The organism is Gemmata obscuriglobus, assembly GCF_008065095.1.
GTDB lineage: Bacteria > Planctomycetota > Planctomycetia > Gemmatales > Gemmataceae > Gemmata > Gemmata obscuriglobus.
The window spans coordinates 6,230,191-6,250,221 of record NZ_CP042911.1; the positions used below are offsets into that span (position 1 = coordinate 6,230,191).

At 69.6% G+C, this 20,031-nt stretch carries 12 protein-coding genes; 5 read left to right on the plus strand and 7 right to left on the minus strand.

Features of this window, described 5'->3' with window-relative positions:
* The first annotated feature begins 161 nt into the window (after positions 1-161).
* Complete coding sequence (locus GobsT_RS26105) at positions 162-2,333, plus strand: S8 family serine peptidase (RefSeq protein ID WP_010037471.1); 2,172 nt, start codon at positions 162-164, stop codon at positions 2,331-2,333.
* Positions 2,334-2,485: 152 nt separating this feature from the next.
* Positions 2,486-3,684, plus strand: a protein-coding gene (locus GobsT_RS41240; RefSeq protein ID WP_417936410.1) for an ISAzo13 family transposase whose coding sequence is annotated in 2 segments (ribosomal slippage) — positions 2,486-2,945 and positions 2,945-3,684 — 1,200 coding nt in all. Because the reading frame shifts where the segments join, the coding sequence is not laid out codon by codon here.
* A 45-nt stretch (positions 3,685-3,729) separates the two neighbouring features.
* Here GobsT_RS41240 and GobsT_RS26115 read toward each other — a convergent pair.
* Complete coding sequence (locus GobsT_RS26115; RefSeq protein ID WP_010037469.1) at positions 3,730-4,794, minus strand: DNA topoisomerase IB; 1,065 nt, start codon at positions 4,792-4,794, stop codon at positions 3,730-3,732.
* Positions 4,795-5,128: 334 nt separating this feature from the next.
* Between GobsT_RS26115 and GobsT_RS26120 the strand changes: the two genes are divergently transcribed.
* Both GobsT_RS26120 and GobsT_RS26125 read left to right on the plus strand, forming a co-directional pair.
* Complete coding sequence (locus tag GobsT_RS26120) at positions 5,129-5,890, plus strand: TraR/DksA family transcriptional regulator (protein WP_010037467.1); 762 nt, start codon at positions 5,129-5,131, stop codon at positions 5,888-5,890.
* Positions 5,891-5,980: 90 nt separating this feature from the next.
* Positions 5,981-7,084 (plus strand): Gfo/Idh/MocA family protein, encoded by a 1,104-nt coding sequence (locus GobsT_RS26125; RefSeq protein WP_010037460.1) that lies wholly within the window; start codon positions 5,981-5,983, stop codon positions 7,082-7,084.
* Positions 7,085-7,282: 198 nt separating this feature from the next.
* Here GobsT_RS26125 and GobsT_RS39975 read toward each other — a convergent pair whose 3' ends face one another.
* From GobsT_RS39975 to GobsT_RS26165, 6 genes are all read right to left on the minus strand, one after another.
* Positions 7,283-11,137, minus strand: a complete 3,855-nt coding sequence (locus GobsT_RS39975; protein WP_010037458.1) for a PAS domain-containing protein — start codon at positions 11,135-11,137, stop codon at positions 7,283-7,285.
* 156 nt (positions 11,138-11,293) lie between these two features.
* Entirely contained in the window at positions 11,294-13,162 is a 1,869-nt protein-coding gene (locus tag GobsT_RS26145) for a glycosyltransferase family 4 protein (RefSeq protein WP_010037456.1), read from the minus strand.
* Between the two features lie 174 nt (positions 13,163-13,336).
* On the minus strand, positions 13,337-14,215 hold the full coding sequence (locus GobsT_RS26150; RefSeq protein WP_010037455.1) for a hypothetical protein: 879 nt from the start codon (positions 14,213-14,215) through the stop codon (positions 13,337-13,339).
* 194 nt (positions 14,216-14,409) lie between these two features.
* A complete protein-coding gene (locus tag GobsT_RS26155; RefSeq protein ID WP_010037454.1) occupies positions 14,410-15,195 on the minus strand; it encodes an ABC transporter permease in 786 nt (261 codons plus the stop codon).
* Between the two features lie 92 nt (positions 15,196-15,287).
* Positions 15,288-17,783 carry a response regulator gene (locus GobsT_RS26160; RefSeq protein ID WP_010037453.1) on the minus strand — a complete coding sequence of 832 codons (2,496 nt, stop codon included), beginning with the start codon at positions 17,781-17,783 and terminating at the stop codon, positions 15,288-15,290.
* A gap of 111 nt (positions 17,784-17,894) precedes the next feature.
* Positions 17,895-18,716, minus strand: coding sequence for a purine-nucleoside phosphorylase (locus GobsT_RS26165; RefSeq protein WP_010037452.1), 822 nt, complete (start codon positions 18,714-18,716; stop codon positions 17,895-17,897).
* Positions 18,717-18,825: 109 nt separating this feature from the next.
* Here GobsT_RS26165 and GobsT_RS26170 point away from each other — a divergent pair, with 109 nt between their 5' ends.
* Positions 18,826-19,821, plus strand: coding sequence for a GTPase (locus tag GobsT_RS26170; RefSeq protein ID WP_010037451.1), 996 nt, complete (start codon positions 18,826-18,828; stop codon positions 19,819-19,821).
* Positions 19,822-20,031 lie beyond the last annotated feature (210 nt).

Below are 20,031 nucleotides of genomic sequence, written 5' to 3' on the forward strand. Positions count from 1 at the left end.
ACCGGGCGCAGCGCGGCGTTCACCCCGGGCGCGCGGTTTTCGTGTGATGCACGATTGTTAGTCCTTTTCGTCACTCCGCACGGCGCGCGTTCCGAACGCGCCGTACACACCTGTTGAAAATGGTCCGGCCGGTGGGCGGACCGGTTCAACAGGGAACCGACATGGGCTTATCGCACCGCTCGACCGTCGCTCGCGCACGCCTCAGTATTGAGCACCTGGAAGACCGGCTCACACCGGCCGCCACGAGCCCGACCCTGGACCTGCCCCGACTGGTGGCGACCGGCGCCGTCGCCGCGGACCGGGTCACGGTGGTGCTCGACCAGGGCACGAGCGCGGCCGCGCTCGCACGGGCGCCGTTCGCCCGCGGGGTCGAATCGCTCGGGTTCGGGATCTACAGCGTCACCCTCACCCCGGGCACCGACCTGGGCGGCGCGCTGGCCTACTACGGTGCGACCGCCGGCGTGACCGTGGCCGCGCCGGACGAGCTCGTCCGGGTGGACGGGGTGCCGAACGACCCGACTTACGGCTCCCTGTACGGGATGACGAAGATCAGCGCCCCGGCCGCATGGGACGTGACCACGGGCAACCGCAGCTTCGTGGTGGCGGTGATCGACAGCGGCGTGGACTACACCCACCCGGACCTGGCCGCGAACATCTGGACCAACGCGGGGGAGATCCCGGGCAACGGGGTCGACGACGACGGCAACGGGTACGTGGACGACGTGCACGGGTGGGACTTCGCGAACAACGACAACGACCCGATGGACGACAACAACCACGGCACCCACGTGGCCGGCACCATCGGCGCGAGTGGGAACAACGGGATCGGCGTCGCCGGCGTGAACTGGGCGGTGCAGATCATGCCGCTCAAGTTCCTCGGGGCCTCCGGGGGCGGCTACACCAGCAACGCGATCCGCGCACTGGATTACGCCGTGCGAATGGGGGTGAAGGTGTCGAACAACAGTTGGGGCGGGGGCGCGTACACCGCCGCGATGGCCGCCGCGATCGGCCGGGCGCGGGGCGCCGGACACATCTTCGTCGCCGCCGCCGGGAACGAAGCCAAGAACATCGACACGAACCCCAGCTACCCGGCCAGTTACATCCGGAGCTACGACAACGTGGTTACGGTCGCGGCCACCGACAGCAGCGACCGGCTCGCCAACTTCTCGAACTACGGGGCCGGGTCGGTCACCCTGGCGGCCCCGGGGGTCGGCATCTACAGCACCACCCCGAACAACACGTACAGCAGCTTCAGCGGGACCTCAATGGCGACCCCGCACGTCACCGGGGCCATCGCGCTGTACTGGAGCGCGAACCCGGGGCTGACGTACCAGCAGGTCATCAGCCAGTTGAAGAGCGCCGTCGACCCGGTCGCGGGCCTGAGCGGAAAGGTCGCAACCGCGGGCCGGCTGAACGTCGCGAAGATGTTCGGGCTCGCCCCCCCGGCCCCGGGGGGCACGACCCCGACGCCTCAGCCGACGGTCGCGCCGCCCGTGGTGGTCGGCGCTCCGGTCGGCACGGAACTGGTCCGCGTGCTCGGCGAAGGTGGCGTCACGAAACTCGTACTCGACCCGCACCCGGGGTTCGTCGGGGGGGTCGCCGCCGCCGCCGGGGACGTGACCGGTGACGGGGTCGCCGATGTGGTCACCGCCGCGACTTACGGCGGGCACGTCAAGGCGTTCGACGGCGTAACGGGGGCCGAGATCCGCAGCTTCTACGGGTTCGCCGGGTACCAGGGGCCGATCAGCCTCGCGGTCGGGGATCTGAACGGGGACGGCGTCGGCGACCTCATCGTCGCGGCCAACCTGAACGGGCACGTCAAGGTGTTCGACGGCAAGACCGGGGAACTGACCTTCAGCGTGCTGGTGTACAACGGCTACTTCGGGTCGATCGCGGTGTCGGCGGCCGATTTGGACGGGGACGGGCGCAACGAACTGGTGACCGCCGCGGACGGCGGGGCCGGGGTCCACGTGAAGGCGTTCACCGCCGGCACGATGGTGGTGCGCGACTCGTTCCTGGCCACCGCCCCGGGAACGGGCACCGGGTTCAGCGTTTCGGCCGGCGACATCGACGGGGACGGGATCGCGGAACTGCTGGTGTCGCAAGGGGCGCGGGTGCGGGTGCTGGACGCGCGAACCAAGGCCGCACGGGCCGACTTCTTCGCGTTCGAGCCGGGCACCACGGACCGGGTGACCGTGCAAGCCGGGCGGTACGACTCCCCGGACCGCGCCGACGTGGTTGCCGTCCGCGAGGTCGGGGCACGCGCCCTGGTGAGCGTGTTCCGCGGAACGAACTTCGCCGCGCTGGATTCATTCTTCGCCGGCACCCGCTGATCGTTGAGTGCGGTCTAGTTCCTGGTAGCAGAGCCGCCGCGTGACCGCGTCGGGGGGCGTTCACTCACATAAGGGACTCGGCAAAAAATAACTATCCCAAGTCTCGTATCGTAGGATGACCTTCTCGGTGGTACCCGCAGGAGGTCGCTGTGATTCCGTTCGGCGAGACACTCACGCCCGCGTTGATCGAGGCGGCGAACGATCTGCGCGGGGCGCAACGACGGTTGTTCATGGCCCGGGTGGTGCGTGCGTTGGGTCCCGGCGGTCAACGCCGAGCCGAAGAGGCGTTCGGGTGGAACCGGGTCACCATCCGCAAGGGCATGCGGGAACTGAACTCGGGCGTCGTGGCCCGCGACGCGTTCTCGGCGCGAGGCCGGCACCGTGCCGAGGACCGATTGCCCGACATCCGGGACCTCGTCACCAGCCAGAGCCAGGCGGACCCGCGGTTCCGCACCCTGCGCCTGTATACCCGGCTGACGGCCGAAGAAGTGCGGCGTCAGCTGGTCGCCACGAAGGGGTACCGCGCGGACCAGTTGCCCCAGGCGCGAACCCTCCGCACCAAGCTCAACGACCTCGGGTTCCACCCGACCAAGGTTCTCAAGTGCGTGCCCAAAAAAAGATCCCCCAGACCGATGCCATCTTCGCACGGCTGAAGGAGATCAACCCGCAGGCCGACGCTAGTGCCGACACGCTGCGGCTGTCGCTGGACGCGAAAGCCGGTGTTCAGGTGGGGGCGTACTCGCGCAAGGGCAAGAACCGAGTACGAACGAAGGCCGCGGACCACGACTTCCGGGCCGAAGAGGTCCTGACACCCTACGGGCTGTTGCTGCCGCGTGACAGCGACCTGTGGCTGTACTTCACGACGTCGCGGGTGACGAGCGATTTCATCGTGGACATCCTGGACCGCTGGTGGGTACAGCACCAGCCGCGCTTCCCGCGGGTCCGGACACTGGTCATCAACCAAGACAACGGGCCGGAGAACAAAAGCCGGCGAACCCAGTTCCTCAAGAGGATGGTGGCCTTGGCGCGTCAGCGGAGGCGGCTCGTGCGGCTGGCGTATTACCCGCCCTACCACAGCAAGTACAACCCGATCGAGCACTGCTGGGGGGTACTCGAGAACCACTGGGGCGGAGATCTGTTAGACACCCGCGAAGCGGTCCTCGGGTTCGCCCGGTCGATGACCTGGGGCGGCAAGCATCCCACCGTTGAGGTACTGACCGATGCCTACCCGAAGGGCGTCCGCTTGACGAAAAAGGAAATGGCGCAGGTCGAAGACGAGGTTCATCGGCTGCCGGATCTCAACGATTGGTTCGTGGACATCCCTGGCCACGAACTGCCTCCGTTGGGATAGTTATTTTTTGCCGAGTCCCTAACCGGAAAGTCGAAACGGCTGCGGTCAGCTCCGATCGCTGGTCAACAAGTGGAGCAGCCCGCTCTCCGCGGGCGACAGCCCGGACCGCTGCCGCGAGTGCAGGAGCGCGCCGGCGGCAAACTCCTCCAGTACGCGCGGGTGGACGTAACTCTTACGGCACACCGCGGGCGTGTTACCCAGCACCGCGGCCACGCCTTCGATAACGCCCACGAACGCCTTTTCGGCGGCGGTTCGCGATTCCGGCGCCGGCAGATCCCTTGCCAGTTGGAGCGCGACGACCGTGCCCGCCCAGGTGCGGAAGTCCTTTGCGGTGAACGCGCCCCCGGCCGCGGCGCGGATGTACGCGTTCACGTCCGCGGAGCCGATCTTGCGCACCTCGTTGTCCGGGGTGCGGTACTGAAAGAGGTGTTGGCCGGGTAAGTCGCGGCACGAGCGGACCACCCGGGCCAGCCGCTTGTCGCTCACCTTGCGCTCGTGCCGCACGCCGCTCTTGCCGCGGAACTGCACGCGCACCGAACCGCTCGTGAATGAAACGTGCCGGTCGCACAACGTGCTCAGCCCGAACGATTTGTTCGCCTTTACGTACTCGGCGTTGCCGACCCGCAGGTGCGTGTGGTCCAGCAACTTCACAACCGCCGCAAGCACCTTTTGTTTTGGGAGCCCGGGCCGCCGCAGGTCGGCTTCAATTCGTTTTCGGATCTTGGGCAGCGTCGCCCCGAACGCCGCGACCCGGCCGAACTTGTCCCCCTCGCGCGAGGACCGGAACGCGGGGTGGTAGCGGTACTGCTTGCGCCCGCGGGCGTCGCGCCCTGTGGCCTGGACGTGCCCGCGCGGACTGGCGCAAATCCACACCTGCTCCCACGCCGGGGGGATCGCGAGCGACCGGATGCGTGCGAGCGTCGCGGTGTCACAAATGAGTTCCCCGCTCGGTGCGCGGTAACGGAACCCGCCACGGACGCGCTCGCGGCGGATACCGGGCCGATCGTCGGACGAGTGCGACACCCGGGCCGCGAACTTGAACACGGTTTCGACCGTCACGCGTGTCGTGACGGTGCGCTTCACACGAATCGTTACGGCGGCCCGAGTCATGGAACGTCCTCCGGCGGTGGCATAGCACGCCGCGTGCCGTATCGACTACTGGCGCCGCAGTGCCGGCACCGACTTTGCTACAAGAGGTGCTTGGTGCCGGGAATGTGGTTGTGCGTGGGCGCGAGCGAAAACCGTTTGAGCCGCCCGGCTCGTGTGGTGCCGGTGAGAGGCTGAGGAACTGCCGCGCCGGTGCTGAAGGCGGACGTGCGGCCCGCGGCGCAGATCGAGTTCGCCGCTGTGATCGCGCCCGGTCCGGACGACTCGTGAGGCGACACGGCACGCCCGGTGCTTCAGATCACCACCCGCCGCACATCGGCGGCGCAGGGAGACTCTGATGAACAGCCGGAAAACCAATCAATACAAGCGGCAACTCGAAAAGATTGCGGACCGGGTCGGCCGGACCGCCGCGGCGCTGGAAGAAGAGGTTCGGATGCCGCTCGGGGGTGAGTCCGCGGGCGGCATGTCCAACGCGCCGTTGCACCTCGGCGATCTCGGCACGCACGCCTTTTCGCAGGAGCTTGATACCACGCTCCTTGAGAACGAGACCTACCTGCGTGACGAGGCCGTGGCCGCGCTCGGCCGGATCGACGACGGCACGTTCGGCCGCTGCACCTCGTGCGGCGGGGACGTTGGCGAGGAGCGCCTCGACGCGCTGCCGTACGTGCGGCAGTGCGTGGCGTGCGCGCAGGCCGAACAATCCGGGCTGCCGGTCAACGTGAACGAGGGGCGCCCGGCCGCGTGGCTGGGCGCACCGGGCCACGAGGCCAAGACCGAAAAGCCGCAGCGAGCGGTCGGCCGCGACCTCGGGGCGGACCCGACGGACGTTCACGCGGCCGGGACGCCCGGAGGCGGCGCCGCCGTCGGCGGGTTGGCCGGAACAACAGTGGGGGACGGCTCCCCCGACGGCGCGAACCTCCAGGACGCGATGGGCAGCGGCCCCCTCGACGACGACACCGACGAGGACGAACTGCCCGCAGAGGCGGGTTCGTCGGGCGGTGCGGTCGGCGGCACGCCTGCGAACAAGCGGGCCGGGGGCGCCGCTCGCAAGAGCCGGGCGGCGCAGCCGAAGGCGCGGGCGAAGAAGTCGAAGGAATAACCGCCGGCCCCTGCGGGTCGTTTGTTGGCCCGTCGGCTCCTTCTGGCATGTGGGGTGCACCACAGGAGCTGCCCAACTCCGAGGTGCATCATGGGTCAGAAGAACGTGCGCTACGCGGTGGTCGGCACGGGCTGGTTCGCTCAGGAGGCGATCCTCCCGGCGTTCCAGAATGCGACCGAGCATTCCAAACTCGCGGCAATCGTCTCCGGTGATCCGGTGAAGCAGAAAGAGGTGGGCGAGCGGTACGGCGTACCGGCCTACGGGTACGAGCAGTACGGCGACCTGCTCGAAAGCGGGAGCATCGACGCGGTGTACATTGCACTGCCCAACGCAATGCACAAGGAGTACACGCTCCGCGCCGCGAAGCACAAGATCCACGTGCTCACCGAGAAACCGATGGCCGCGAACGCGGCCGAGTGCCGCGAGATGGTCGCCGCGTGCAGCGACGCCGGCGTCAAACTGATGGTCGCGTACCGGCTACACTTCGAGTCCGGAAACCTGACCGCCATCGATCACATCAAGAGCGGCAAGATCGGGGAGCCGCGGCTGTTCAGTTCGGTGTTCACACAAGAGATTCAAGAAGGGAACACGCGCCTCGACGCCGACCTCGCCGGCAGCCCCCTGATGGACATCGGCATCTACTGCATCAACGCCGCCCGCTACCTGTTCCAGGACGATCCGATCGAAGTGACCGGGTTCGCCGCGAGCAGCGGGGAGACGAAGTTCCGCGAGGTGCCCGAGATGGTGACCGCGGTGCTGCGGTTCCCAAAAGACCGCCTGGCGAGCTTCACGTGCGGGTTCGGTGAGGCCCGGGTGTCCGAGTACCGCGTGGTCGGAACCGCCGGCGACCTGCGGATGCAAACGGGGTACACGTTCCGCGGCGCGATCCAGATGCACCTGACCGACGAAAAAGGCGAAACGCGAACGACCGAGTTCGGGGAGCGCGACCAGGTCGGACCGGAGATCGAGTACTTCTCCGAATGCGTGCTCCGGAACCGCGAGCCCGAGCCGAACGGGCTAGAAGGGCTCGCGGATCTGATCATCATCGACGCGATTAACGAGGCGTGCGCGACGGGCCGCGCGGTGAAGTTGCCGCCGTTCGCGCAGAAACCGCGGCCGTCGCTCAGGCAAGAGTACAAGATGCCGAAAGTCTCGGCCCCCGGACTGGTCAACGCCGCGTCCCCGGGCGGGTAACGATGTGCGTGGTTGAGCCTGTGGCTTGCTCAGATCCGCTCCGGCTGGTTGTACTGCTTTGTGTCACAGACGTTCCTGCCTGTGCCGTAAATGCAAAAGTAAAACGAACAAAATCAACCGGACTGTGAACCAGTTCGATTAACGAACTGGCTTGTGTTTGAAACGACCGGGCGACGCGGATCAATCGACGCACCCGCGTCACCGTCCTGCGCGAAGGTCCTGAAGGAGTTTTTGCAGGTCGTCGAGCGCGACCGGCTTCACCAGGTGGCCGTCGCACCCGGCGTCGCGGGTCTTCGCGCGGTCCGCGTCCTGCCCCCAGCCGGTTAACGCGATGATGACGACCCCCGCGCCCCACGGCTGCTCGCGGATGCGCCGGGTGGCGCCGAGCCCGTCAAGGTTCGGCATCCCGACGTCCATCAGGATCGCTTCGGGCCGGAACGCCTCGGCCGCCGCAACCGCCTCCAACCCGTCGTGCGCGGTGCGCACGTCGTTGCCGAGCAGCCCGAGCATCTCGGCCATTGATTCGGCCCCGTCGCGGTTGTCGTCCACGACCAGTATCCGGCACGGTCGCGCTGGGCCATCGGAGCCGGGCGCGGGGTCGGGGGCCGGCCGCTCGTCCGCGGCACCGGCCACCGGCAGTCGCACGGTGAACGTGGTCCCGGTCCCCTCACCGGCACTCGCGGCCGTCACCGTTCCGCCGTGCATCTCGGTCAACCCTTTAACGAGCGCCAGCCCGATGCCCAGCCCGCCGGTGCTGCGCTCGGTTGTGCGGTTCACTTGGGAGAACATGTCGAAAATGGTCGTCAGCGCGGCGGCCGGAACGCCGATCCCGTTGTCGCGCACCGCGGCCACCAGTTCGTCCCCGACGACGGCGGCCGAGATCCGAACGCGCCCGCCCCGCGGGGTGTACTTGGCGCTGTTGGTCAGCAGGTTCGAGAACACCTGCGCGAGCCGGGTCAGGTCCGCGTTCAGGAACACCGGCTCGGGCGGCAACTCGACTTCGAGCGCGTGCCCGGCCTCGTCGATCTGCGGGCGGGCCGTCTCGACCGCGCTGGCGATCACCTCGGCCAGGGGCACCCGGGCGCGGCGCAGCTCCATTTTGTTGCGGTTGATGCGCGACACGTCGAGCAGGTCGTCCACTATGCGCACCATGTGCGCCAACTGGCGGTCCATGATCGCCCGGGCGCGGTCCCGGGCGGCGGAATCGGTGCCGGCGAGGCGGATCACCTGGAGCTCGTTGCGGATCGGCGCGAGCGGGTTGCGCAGCTCGTGCGCGAGCAGCGCGATGAACTCGTCCTTCCGGCGGTCCACGTCGCGCAGCTCCTGTTCCATCGCCTGGCGGTCGGTCACGTCGCGGGTGGTGCCGGCGACCGCCTCCACTTCGCCGTTGGCGCCCAGCACCGGCACGAAGATGTAGTCGTAGATGCGGCGCCCGTTGGTGCCGGTGAACGGCACCTCGCCGCGGACCGCCTTCCGGGTGGCCGCCACCTGGTCGATTTCGCGGTCGTGCATCGCGGCGTGCCACGGCTCGTACCCGATTTCCAAACAGCTTTTGCCAATCGCGTCGGCGCGGGTGCGGCCCCACATCGCCAGCAGCGCCTCGTTGGCGTAGGTGAACCGGTGGTTCAGGTCGAACACGTACACCAAGTCCGGCGTGTTAGACAGAACCGTCTCGTACAGCCGCCGCTGCCGCTCGGACTCGGCCGTGACCCGGATCAGCTCGATCTCCGCCCGGTGCCGTTCGGTCAGGTCGATGCCCTGGACCAGGATGCCGGACACGGCCCCGGCGGCGTCCCGGATGGGCTGGTACACGAAATCCAGGATGCGCTCGGTGAGCGCCCCGTCGGCGGTTCGGACCTGGGCCCGGACGTCACTGCCCAGATACGGCTCGCCGGTGCGGTACACCCGGTCGAGGATCTCGAAGAAGCCCTGCCCCTCGATCTCGGGGAGGGCCGCGCGGACCGTCTTGCCGACCAGCGCGCGCCCGCCGACCAGTTCGGAGTACCGGTCGTTCGCCAGCTCGAACACGTGCTCCGGGCCGCGCAGCACGGCCATGAACGCCGGGGCGAGCCGAAACACTTCTTCCAACCGGCTCCGCTCGGCCGCCACTTCGGTGTGGAGCCGGCGCTCCGCCTCCACCGCCCGCGCCCGCTCCAGGGCCTCCCAGCACCGGCCCGCCACGGTGGACACGAGTTCGATCTCGGCCGGCGCCCAGGCCCGCGGCCCGCGCTGGTGAACGGCCATCGCCGCGGTGAACCGCCCATGTTTGTGGAGCGGCACGCAGATCACGGCCCCGATGTTGGTTGCGGCGTAGGCGGACCGGTCGTCCGGCCCGATCCGCGGGTCGGTCGCGACGTCGGCGACCACGTAGGGCTCGTTCGCACGCATGAGCCGCACGCACTCGGCCCCGAACGCCGCGACCGGCCACCGCCCGACGATGCTCGGCACCCCGACGGGGTGGTCCCCGGTGATGACGAACACCGACTCGTCCTCGACCTCGGCGTACGCGCAGCGGTCGGCGCGCAGGTGTTCGGCCAGGAGCTTCGCGCTCACGCCCATCACCGCGCCCGGGGCGGCCAGCGGTTGCGTGGCGGCGGCGAGGTCGGCCAGGAACCGCTGGCGCCGCTCGCTCGCCCGCAGCGCCGCCTCGGCCGTCTTCCGGGCGGTGATGTCCTGCACGACCCCCAGCATTTGAACGAGCGAGCCGTCCTCGGCGTACACCCCGCGCCCGCGGGCCGACACCCAGACCGGGCAGTCTCCCAGTAGCGGGTACTCCATGTCGTAATCGGTCCGGGTCGCGGCCGCACGGCGGGACTCGTCCCGGCTCCGGTCGCGGTACTCGGGGTGGATGAGCCCGCGCATCGACTCGCGCCCGTGCGTGCAACCCGGCTCCACGCCGTAGATTTGGGCGGCCCGGTCGGACATGGTGAGCTGGTCCGTGACCGGGTCCCACACCCACGTGCCCAGGTCGGCGGCGTCCACGGCCAGCCGGAGCGCCTCCGCCAGCCGGTTGCGCGCGTCCTCCTGGAGCTTGCGCGGGGTGATGTCGCGGAACACCAGGATGGCCCCGTTGATCCGGCCGTCGGGGCCACGGATCGGGGCCGCGGAGTCGTCGATCGGGTGCTCGGCGCCGCCCCGGGCGATGAGGATGGTGTGGTTCGCCAGCCCGACGATGACGCCCTTCGCCAGCGCCCGCAGGGCCGGGTTCTCGACCTCGACGCGGGTGGACTCGTTGACGATGCGGAACACCTCGGTGAGCGGGCGCCCGGCGGCGGCGGCGGCGGGCCACCCGGTGAGCTGCTCGGCGACCGGGTTCATCAGCGTGACGCGCCCGGCCGGGTCGGTCGCGATGACGCCGTCGCCGATGCTGGTGAGGGCGGTGCGGAGCCACTCGCGCTGTTCGATCAGTTCGGCGGCGGCGCGGGCACGCGAACGGGAACCGCGGCGCAGCAGCCACACGAACAGCCCGAGCGCGACCAACCCGATGGCCGCCGCGGCCAGTTCCGAGAGCAGCGCGCTGGAGTGCGCCCGTTCGGACTCGTTTCGCCGCGTTCGGAGCAGGTCACGCTCGGCGCCCTCGAACTCGTCCGCCCCGCGTGCAAGTGCGGCGAGCCGGTCCGCCCACCCCGCTTCGGCGGCGCTGCGGCCGGCCTCGGGTCCGCGCTCCCTTCGCGCCGCAGCCGCCACGCGGAGTTGCCGCGAGGCGGCGGAGAAGAGGTCGGTAATCTCGGCGATGCGGTCTTGCTGGGCGCGGTCGTCGCGTGTGAGCTGCGTGAGTTCGCCGAGCGCCGCGAGGGCACGTTCTTCGCCGGCACGTAGCGCCTGGGGCGGCTCCTCACCCGCCAGAACGAACGTGCGATGGGCGGCTTCCAGGTCGCGGATGTGGGCACGCACGGCGCCAAGGGCCGTGAGCACTTCCTGGGTGTGAGCTACCCGGGCTTCGCCGACGTGAACCGCGTGCGTGTGCCAGATCGAGGAGGCGGCGCTGGCGGCCACGAGGACCGCGAGCAGCACCGTGCCGGTGAGGACGCTGCGATCGAACTCCCTACCCATGCCCGCCCCTTGTTCGCGGTGCGGCCCGTCGGCCCGCCGGGGCAATATCTTACGGGCGCACTGCGGTCGGGCACGCCCCGGCTGGTGTCGGGCCGGTGCGTCGGCTCTGCGCCTCGCTTGCCGGCGGCGCAGGTGGAAAGACCGTGGGGGCGCGATTCAACTCCCGCCGCTCGTTACCACCGCACGACCGGGTTCCCGCACCGTGGGTGCCGGCGCGGCGGTCCGTTCCGGAGCTGCAGGCGTCACCCCGCGGGCGCGGTCGAGAGCCGCCTTCAGCCCGCGGTTCCAGGCGTCCAGGTTGTACCGGTCGCGCACGTCGGCCCGGGCCGTCCGCCCGAGCCGCCGGCGCAGGGCGTGGTCCTCGACCAGCCGCGACACCGCCTCGACGATTCCCGCGACCACTTCGGGGTCGGGCGTGTACGTGAACTCGTAGTCCTCGCGCAGCATCCCGGCTTCGGGGTCCGCCCAGGACGCCTTCCCGTGCCGGCCGCGGACCACCAGGCCGTTGTGGCCGTCCTCAAGGTACTCCTCCATGCCCCAACCGTCCGAGCCGACGACGGCGAGGCCGTAGGACATCGCCTGGAGGAGCGACACGATGTGAACCCGGGCCGCGGGGAGCAGGAAGATGTCGCTCCCGGCGTGCAACTCGGCCATCTCCTCGTCGGTCAGGAACCGGTTCACGACCCGCACCCACCCGCCCTCAATGATCCGCAGGTAGTGGTCGTCCAGGGCGGGCAGGGCCGTCCGGATCGTGAGCCGCAGGTGCGGGTACCGCTTGCGCAGCACGGAGAACGCTTCGAGCACGTCCAGCCCGCCGCGGACGTAGAAGTTCTCCGGCACCTGGCACCACGAGTTGATGAACAGCAGGTTGACGGGCTCGTCACCGGGCCGCGGGTCGTGCCGCTGCCAGCGCTCCGGCAGGCGCACGCCGAGCGGGGCGTACACCACCTTCTTGCTGATGATCTCGCTCTTGAACAGCGCCGGGATCAGCTCGGCGGTCGACCGCATGTGCGTGAGGACGGCCTTGCAGTGGTCGGCCTCGAGCAGCGCCCGCACGATCGGGAAGTACGGCGACTCCGCGAGCGCCATGCCACAGGTGTGCCCGTTCTGGACGTGCGGGTAGAACAGCGTGGTCACGTCCTCGATCTCGATCACCCACGGGTTCTGCCCGAAGGTGTACGGCATGCTCGTGAGGAACACCAACTCCTGCCGGCCGAGGAGCAACTGCGATTGCAGGTGCCGGGTTTGAAGGAAGCTCAACACCGCGCCGGGCTTGCAGCCCTTCCGGATGAGCAGGGCGGCCAACCGGACGAAGGCGACCAGCACCGCGACCCGGGTCGCCAGGCTCACCCCCTTCGGCGGGAACACGAAGCTCAGCGCGCTGCGCCCCGCGTACCAGAGCTTCTGGAGCGCGACACCCGCCTTGCCGCACAGCCGTCGGGTCCGGGCTACGATCCCGCCGGCGCCGGGCGGTGCGGCTTGCGGGGCCGTCACCGGCGGCGCGGACCGGGTGAACCGGTAGCCGTCGGGCGGGTTCCCGGTGTGCTTGAACTGCGGGTGCTGCCCGCAGTTGCCCGATACGGAAAAGATCGGCAGCCACCCGGCGAACTCGACCGGCGCGCCCGCGGCGATCTGCTGCACCCGGCGCTCCAGGTCTTCGGCGCTGACCCCGGGAATCACCCCCGCCCGCTGCCGGTCCGCAGGAACGTCCAGGTCGATCGCGCCGGCGTTTTCGGGCACCGCGTAGAACACGCCGCGGTGCCGCGCGATGTCGTACCCCGCGACCTTCGCGACCGCTTCCGGGAGGTGCGCACGCGGGTCGCAGGCGTCGACCAAGCGCTTCACCTCGTCGAGCGTCGGGGCCGCGAGAACCGCGGGGTGCCGGTCGAGCAGCCCCGGCGTGCGGAGGATGCGCTCGACCTGTGCGGTGAGCGGGATCGCGTGGACGCGCCCGTGGATGCGGATCAGTCGGAACCCGTTGTACGACTCCGGGAACGGGATCTTGTCGCGGCGGCCGAGCTGCATGGCAAGTTGTCCGAGGGGGCGATTCGGGTGCGCGGGGCCGGCGCCGTTCCGGGAAATCACCCGGGCCGGCACCAGTATTCCGTTGAAATCACAAGGAGCGTTCGGGCGCGGGCGTCGCGCCGCACGGGCCGAGAGAGGCGTCGCGAATGGTCGGGGCCGGACGGAGCCGGCGACTTATGCGAAGAAGGAGCCGATTCGGGTGCGGAGCTTGCGGAGCGCCCGCGCCGGGAGCCGGTGCGCCGGCTGCTGGCGCATCTTGTACCACGTCTCCGACCACCCGCGGCGGTGTTCGGTGCCGTGGACCATGTTCAGGTAGAGGTTGCGGGCCTGGCGGCGCACCAGCTCGAACCAGTAGCGGTTGTTGGGGCCGACGTTGTTGGTGATTTCCATGTTGTTGTACGTCGGGGCCAGCCCGCAACTGGCGGGCCGGTCGTCCGCGCCGCCGCGCGCGTAGAACGGGTGGTGCTGCTTCCAGATCACCACCCCGTACAGGTCGTACAGCGCCACCGACAGCCCCATGAGCCAGCTGTCGACGTTGGCCTGCCACCCGAAGTTCTGGCACACCTCAATGACCCGCGAGCTGACGACCGGCGACCACGGGCCGAACGACACCACCCACTCGCGGATCACTTCCTCTTGCTCGTACCGGCCGGCGTAGGTCTCGATCATCGGGCGCCGGTGCCCCATGATGCAGAACTCTTCCTTCGTCGCCAGGATCTCGGACACGAACCCGGGCCGGTTGAAGTAGAAGTCGTCGGCGGTCATCAGGCACCACTTCGAGCGCGGGTCGCGCTGGGCGAAGAGGTACTCCTGCGCGTGGTGCAGGCCGTGGCGCCCCTCGCCCCGGGACCACACGAACGGGCGCACCGGGAACGGGTACTTCGCCAGCGCGGCGTCCGTCGGCCGGTCGTCGTCGTCGGAATCGAACTTGATGAGGAACTCGACGTGCTTCTTCTCTTCCGGGGTGGTGCAGTCCGCCATCGACTCGAGGAGGCGGGTGAGCCCGGAGTCCGGGTTGCCTTTGGCGCGCGAGCAGAACAGCACGCTGATCATGGTATCACCGTCCTGGCGAGGGAGCGCGGCGGGGTTCGGGGGCCCGAGCGACCGGCCGCGAGGACGGCAATCTACATCCGGCGCGAAAAGTGGGTCAAGGCGGATTGGCCGGCGGCTCGCCCCGCGTGGGGGGCGAGCCGCATGTGCCGGCCGTTCTGGGCGCCCGAGACATCTGCCCGGTTTCGTCAACTCGGTCAGAGCTGGTACACAACCTTCTTCTGGCAGCGCCAGGTGGTGGCGAGCGCGAACAGGTACAGCGCCGCGGTGCAGAAGGCGGCGTACGCGTACACCTTCACGTCGGGCAGTTCGCCGGCAATCAGCGGGCGGCGCACCAGTTCCATGTACGCGTTCAGCGGGTTGAACCGGGCCACCCACCCGAGCCCCTTGCCCGTCAGCAGTTCCGCCGGATACACGATGGGGGTCAGGAAGAACAGGATCTGCGCGAAGATCTCCAGCAGGTGCTTGGTGTCGTGAAAGTGCACCTGCGCGAACGCGCAGACGGTCGCCACCGCCCAGCCCGCGACGAAGATCATGAGCAGCGCCGGCGCCACCGCCCAGAGCATCAGCAGCTTCTCCGCGTGCCCGTCCTTGATGACGAGCGCCGCGAGCGCGACCCCGAACGCGAGCAGCCCCTGGATCGCGTACCCGATCACGAACCGGAGCGAGTACAGGCCGAACGGGAGCGGGCTCTGGCGGATGTAGTTCTCGTGCGAGATCAGCGCCAGGCACCCGCTGACGGCGCACTCGCGCACGAACCCCCACACCGCGAGCGCGACCAGCAGCGAGGTGGCGTACTCCGCGGGCGAGAGCCCGAGCACCCCGCTGAACACGATCACGTAGGTCCCGGCCATCGCGATCGGGATCAGCAAGGCCCACCCGGTGCCCAGCGCGGACCGCTTGTACCGCATGCGGAAGTCGAGCCGCACGAGCGCGAGCAGGAAGTTCCGGAACTTCCAGATGCCGGTGACTTGGTTGAGCATCCCTACCTCGGCCGCGGGTCCCCTGTCGGGCGGAACGGGGGCGGCTTCTACAGAGCGCCCCGCGGTTCCACAACCCCAACACGGCCGGCGCGTCACACGCCGATCGCGGTGAGCGCGACCTGGAGGTCGCCGCGGGCGTAAGGCTTTTGGAGGAAGCCGGTTGCGGAGTCGGCGGCCAGCTCCTCGGGCACCGCCTCCGATGTGTACCCGCTGCACAGGATCACCGGGACCGTCGAGCGGTCCCGGATCGCCGACAGCGCCTCGGCCCCGTCCATTACCGGCATCATTAGGTCGAGCAGCACGACCCGGATCTGGTCCGCGTGCTCGACGAACAGGGCCACCGCCTCCGCGCCGTTGGTCGCGGTAATGACGGCGTAGCCCATCTGCACGAGCAGCAGTTCCGCGACCTGGCGAACGGTCGGCTCGTCGTCCGCGACCAGCGCCAGCCCGCGGCCCGCCGGCGGGGGCGTGACCGTCGGCCCCGGTGTCGCCACGTCGGCCCCGGGAACCGGCGCCCGGCGTGGGCGCCGCGGTTCGGCGCCCGGCGTGGGTGTGACGCTCTCCGGGGGCGTGTGAAGTACCGCCGGCGGGCACTCGGGGGCCACCGGCAGTAGCACCGTGAAGCGGGTGCCGATCCCGACGCGGCTGTCGACGCGGATCCCGCCCTGGTGCCCGCGGACGATGCCAAGCACCGCCGACATGCCCAGCCCGCGGCCGGTGAACTTGGTGGTGAAGAACGGGTCGAACAGCCGCGCCTTCGTGGCGTCGTCCATCCCGCACCCGGTGTCGGACACGATCAGCTCGACGAACTGCCCCGGCGCCGCCGGGCTGTACACCCCGCCGCTGACCGCTTCCAGCGCGAGGTCGTGAACCGCCGTCGTCACCGTGACCGTCCCGGCACGGTCCCCGATCGCCTCGCCGGCGTTGATGAGCAGGTTCATCAGCACCTGGCGCAACTGCCCGTCGTCGCCGGTGACCGTCGGCAGCCCCGGGGCCAGGTCGAGCGTCAGGTTCACCTTTTTGGGCAGCGTGAGGCGCAACAGCTCCGTGGTCTGGCGGATCAGGTCGTTCAGGCTGATCGTTTTGAGCATAAACCGCCCCTTGCCGGAGTACGCGAGCAGCTGCCGCGTGAGCCCGCTGGCCTGCGCCACCCCGCTCAGGACGGTCGCCAGGTGGCGCCGGGCCGGGTGCCCTTCCGGGAGCGACCCGACCGCCAGTTCCGCGTGCCCCAGGACCCCGGCGAGCAGGTTGTTGAAGTCGTGCGCCACCCCGCCCGCCAGCACGCCCAGCGCCTCGAGCCGTTGTGCGTCCTCCATCTTGCGCTGGATCGCGACCCGCTCCTCTTCGGCCTGCCGGCGCTCGGTCAGGTCGATGCCGACGGCCTGGAACTCGTCGCGCCCGGCGACGGTCTTGATGAGCCGGGCGGTCCACCGGTACCACAGGCACGCCCCGTCCGACCGGCGGATCATCCCGGACACCCCGTTGGGGGGGCCGGTGAGCGGCGCGACCGGGAGGTCCGCCACTTCCTCGCGCCGCGGCATTTTGGGGATGAAGGTGAGCACCGACTGCCCGAGCAGCCGCTCGCGGGGCTGACCGAGCAGCTTGCACAGGGTCTCGTTCACGAACGTCAGCACGCCCTCGGGCGTGTACCGGACGATCGCGGCCGGGGTCCGGTCGACGAGGTTCTGGTACTCCTGCGCGGCCACCGCCAGCGCGGCCTCGGCCCGCTCGCGCTCGGCCATCGTGGTCGTCATCGCCAGGATGACGAGCGCGCTGGTCGTCGTGAGCGCCCACACCATCAGGAGCTTGGTGAGCGGGGCCAGGTGGGCGAACGCCCCGAGCCCGGCGGAGGTGCCGCCGATCGCGAACGACGCGAGTATCAGGACGTGCAGCGACCCGATCCGGAGCCGCTCGTTCATCCCCACCCACAGCAGCAGCATGAACGGCGGGAACACCATCAGCGACCGGAACCGCGGGTCCACGATGTTGGTGAACGCCAGACAGGTCAGCACCGTGGTGAGCAGCAGTCCCAAGGCCGGGCGCAGAGAGGACCGGCGGAACTGCGGCCGCTCGAGCGTGAGCAGAGGGGGGCCGACGATGAGCAGCCCGGTGGTGGCCCCGAGCCACCAGATAAGCCAGGCGGTCAACAGGTCGGAGGCGGGCAGCCCCCCGGCGGCGCGCCAGAGGACGCCGTTGGTGGCCCCGACCGTTGTGCCCCCGAGGCCCGCGAACAGGAACGCGTAGAGGTCACGTCGCCCGGCCGTCGCGGGGTTGAACCCGAACCCGCGCAACCCGCGGACCGTCACCACGGCGGCCGCCGCGTGGCCCGCCGACACGCCGAGCGCCACCCACCAATCGAACTGCGCCACCTGGCACGCCAGCGCGCCGAGGAACACGCCGGGCCAGTACCGCGGCCCCGCCCGGAACAGCACCGCGACCGCAAGCCCGGCGGGGGGCCAGACGAGCGCGATGTCGCAGCTGGCGCGGGCCAGCACCAGGCCGACCTGGGCCGTGAGGTAGTAGCCGAGTGCGAGAGCCAGCGTCCCCGCGACGAACCGGGCGATCGGCGTGGCGTAAGGACCCGGCATCGGTAGTTTAGTTGTTCGGGTCACGGCGCAGGGTTGTTGTTGTGCGGGGCGCCCGGTTACGCCCTAAATGTAGTTCGCCATTTGCCTTCCCTCCACCGTTCGTGCCGGTTCTTAAAATTCGGCTACCACCCGACTTACCAGCGCGCGCAGCTTACTTTCAGCCTCGTTCGCGGTCTTGATGATGTCCGGCAGGTGAACTGGTTCGAGGGCGTCCGGGAGGCATTGATCGGTTATGACGGATATGCCGAGCACCCGCATCTTCCCATGAACCGCCACGATCACTTCCGGCACCGTCGACATCCCCACGACATCGGCCCCGATCGCCCGCAGGAACCGGTACTCGGCCCGCGTTTCGAGGTTCGGCCCGCTGACCGCGACGAACACGCCCTGGTGGCACACGATCCGCTCCTCAAGGGCGATTTTGCGCCCGAGCGCGAGCAGCGCGCGATCGTAGGGGAAACACATGTCCGGGAACCGGTCGCCGAGCCGGTCGTCGTTCGGGCCGATCAGCGGGTTGTCCCCGAGCAGGTTGATGTGGTCCTCAATGAGCATGATGTCGCCGCGACCCCACTGCGGGTTCATCCCGCCGCACGCGTTGCTCACGATCAGCACTTCGGCGCCCAGCGCCTTCATCACCCGCACCGGGAACGTGACCTGCTGGAGCGTGTACCCCTCGTAGAAGTGCATCCGCCCTTCCATGACGAGCACCTTCTTCCCGCCGAGGGTGCCGCACACGAGCTGCCCCTTGTGCGACGGCGCCGTCGAGCGCGGGAAGTGCGGGATGTCCGCGTAGGGGATGACCGCGTCCGCCGCCACGTCCTCGGCCAGTTTGCCGAGCCCGGTGCCGAGGATGATGCCGGCCGCGGGGGCGTGCGCCCACCGCGCCCGGACGAACGCGGCGGCTTCCTGAATCTGGTCGTACAGCGCGGACATGCGTGCTCCTGATTGGGGGATGCGCTTGTTGTAGAATCTCCCCACGCTTGGCGCGGCGCGCGAACGCGTCGGGGGCGACCGACGGGGCGCGCCGAACACAGGAGCCCGTATGGCAGTCAACCTTCCCCCGCACTACCACGACGCCGAAGCCCGGTACAAGAAGGCGCAGACCCCGGAGGACAAGCTCGCCGCGCTCAAAGAGATGTGGGTGCTGCTGCCCAAACATAAGGCGAGCGAAAAGGTCCAGGCGGACCTCAAGACCAAGATCTCGGAGCTGACCGACCAGATCGAGCAGGCCAAGAGCGGCCCGAAGAAGGCCGCGCCCGGGACGTTCAAGTTCCAGCGCCAGGGGGCCGGGCTGGTGGTGTTCGCGGGACCGCCCAACTGCGGCAAGTCGCTGCTCATGACGAAGCTCACGAAGGCGACCCCGGCGGTCGCGCCGTACCCGTTCACCACCCGCGAGCCGATCCTCGGGATGATGGACTACGAGGACGCGCGCGTGCAACTGGTGGACCTCCCGCCCATTACCGCGGACCACTACGAACCGTTCGTGACCGACGTGACCCGGGCCGCCGACGCCGCCGTCCTGTTTCTCGACTTGGCCGACGACGACGGCCCGGCCGCGACGAAGGCCGTTGTCGAGCGCCTGCAGCGCGCCCGGCGCGAGCTGGTGCCCCCGGGCACGCCCCCGACCGACGACCCCACCACCTACGCCATTCCGACCGTGCTGGTGGCGAACAAGGGCGACGACGAGGCCGCCGACGTGCGCCTCGAAATCGCCCGCGAGGAGCTGGACGCGCGGCTCCCGATCCTGGTGATCTCCGCGGAACGCGGCGACAACCTCGACGCGCTGCGGAAGGCGATTTACGACGCGTTGGGGGTGATGCGGATCTACACGAAGCAGCCCGGCAAGCCGGCGGACATGACCGCCCCGTTCACGCCGCCCGTCGGTAGCACCGTGGCGGAGTTGGCGGGCAAGGTGCACCGTGACCTGGAAGACGCGGTGAAGTCGGCGCGGGTGTGGGGCAGCGGGGTCCACGACGGCCAGACCGTCGGCCGCGACCACGTTCTGAACGACAAGGACGTGGTCGAGTTGCACACGTGAGGCGCGGATGCACGCTCTGTCCACCGTGGCGCTCGGCGTGGCTGCGGCGGTTCTTTACGGGATCGCGCACGATCAGCGGCCGTTGCGGGCGCGCTTGGCTGTTGGCGAGCGCGGGCGTGGTCGTTCTCGTCGGCCCCCTCGCGGCAGAGGTCCCGCGAGAGAGACACGTCGCATTTTTGAGCGCGATGTGGGCACACTCCGCGAGCTATC

Excerpts from the sequence above, each read along its gene's own strand:
- GobsT_RS26125 (WP_010037460.1), top strand. The coding sequence starts at position 5,981 with ATGGGTCAGAAGAACGTGCGCTACGCGGTGGTCGGCACGGGCTGGTTC.
- GobsT_RS26155 (WP_010037454.1), bottom strand. The coding sequence starts at position 15,195 with ATGCTCAACCAAGTCACCGGCATCTGGAAGTTCCGGAACTTCCTGCTC.
- GobsT_RS26160 (WP_010037453.1), bottom strand. The coding sequence starts at position 17,783 with ATGCCGGGTCCTTACGCCACGCCGATCGCCCGGTTCGTCGCGGGGACG.
- GobsT_RS26170 (WP_010037451.1), top strand. The coding sequence starts at position 18,826 with ATGGCAGTCAACCTTCCCCCGCACTACCACGACGCCGAAGCCCGGTAC.
- GobsT_RS39975 (WP_010037458.1), bottom strand. The coding sequence starts at position 11,137 with ATGGGTAGGGAGTTCGATCGCAGCGTCCTCACCGGCACGGTGCTGCTC.
- GobsT_RS26115 (WP_010037469.1), bottom strand. The coding sequence starts at position 4,794 with ATGACTCGGGCCGCCGTAACGATTCGTGTGAAGCGCACCGTCACGACA.
- GobsT_RS26165 (WP_010037452.1), bottom strand. The coding sequence starts at position 18,716 with ATGTCCGCGCTGTACGACCAGATTCAGGAAGCCGCCGCGTTCGTCCGG.
- GobsT_RS26145 (WP_010037456.1), bottom strand. The coding sequence starts at position 13,162 with ATGCAGCTCGGCCGCCGCGACAAGATCCCGTTCCCGGAGTCGTACAAC.
- GobsT_RS26150 (WP_010037455.1), bottom strand. The coding sequence starts at position 14,215 with ATGATCAGCGTGCTGTTCTGCTCGCGCGCCAAAGGCAACCCGGACTCC.
- GobsT_RS26120 (WP_010037467.1), top strand. The coding sequence starts at position 5,129 with ATGAACAGCCGGAAAACCAATCAATACAAGCGGCAACTCGAAAAGATT.
- GobsT_RS26105 (WP_010037471.1), top strand. The coding sequence starts at position 162 with ATGGGCTTATCGCACCGCTCGACCGTCGCTCGCGCACGCCTCAGTATT.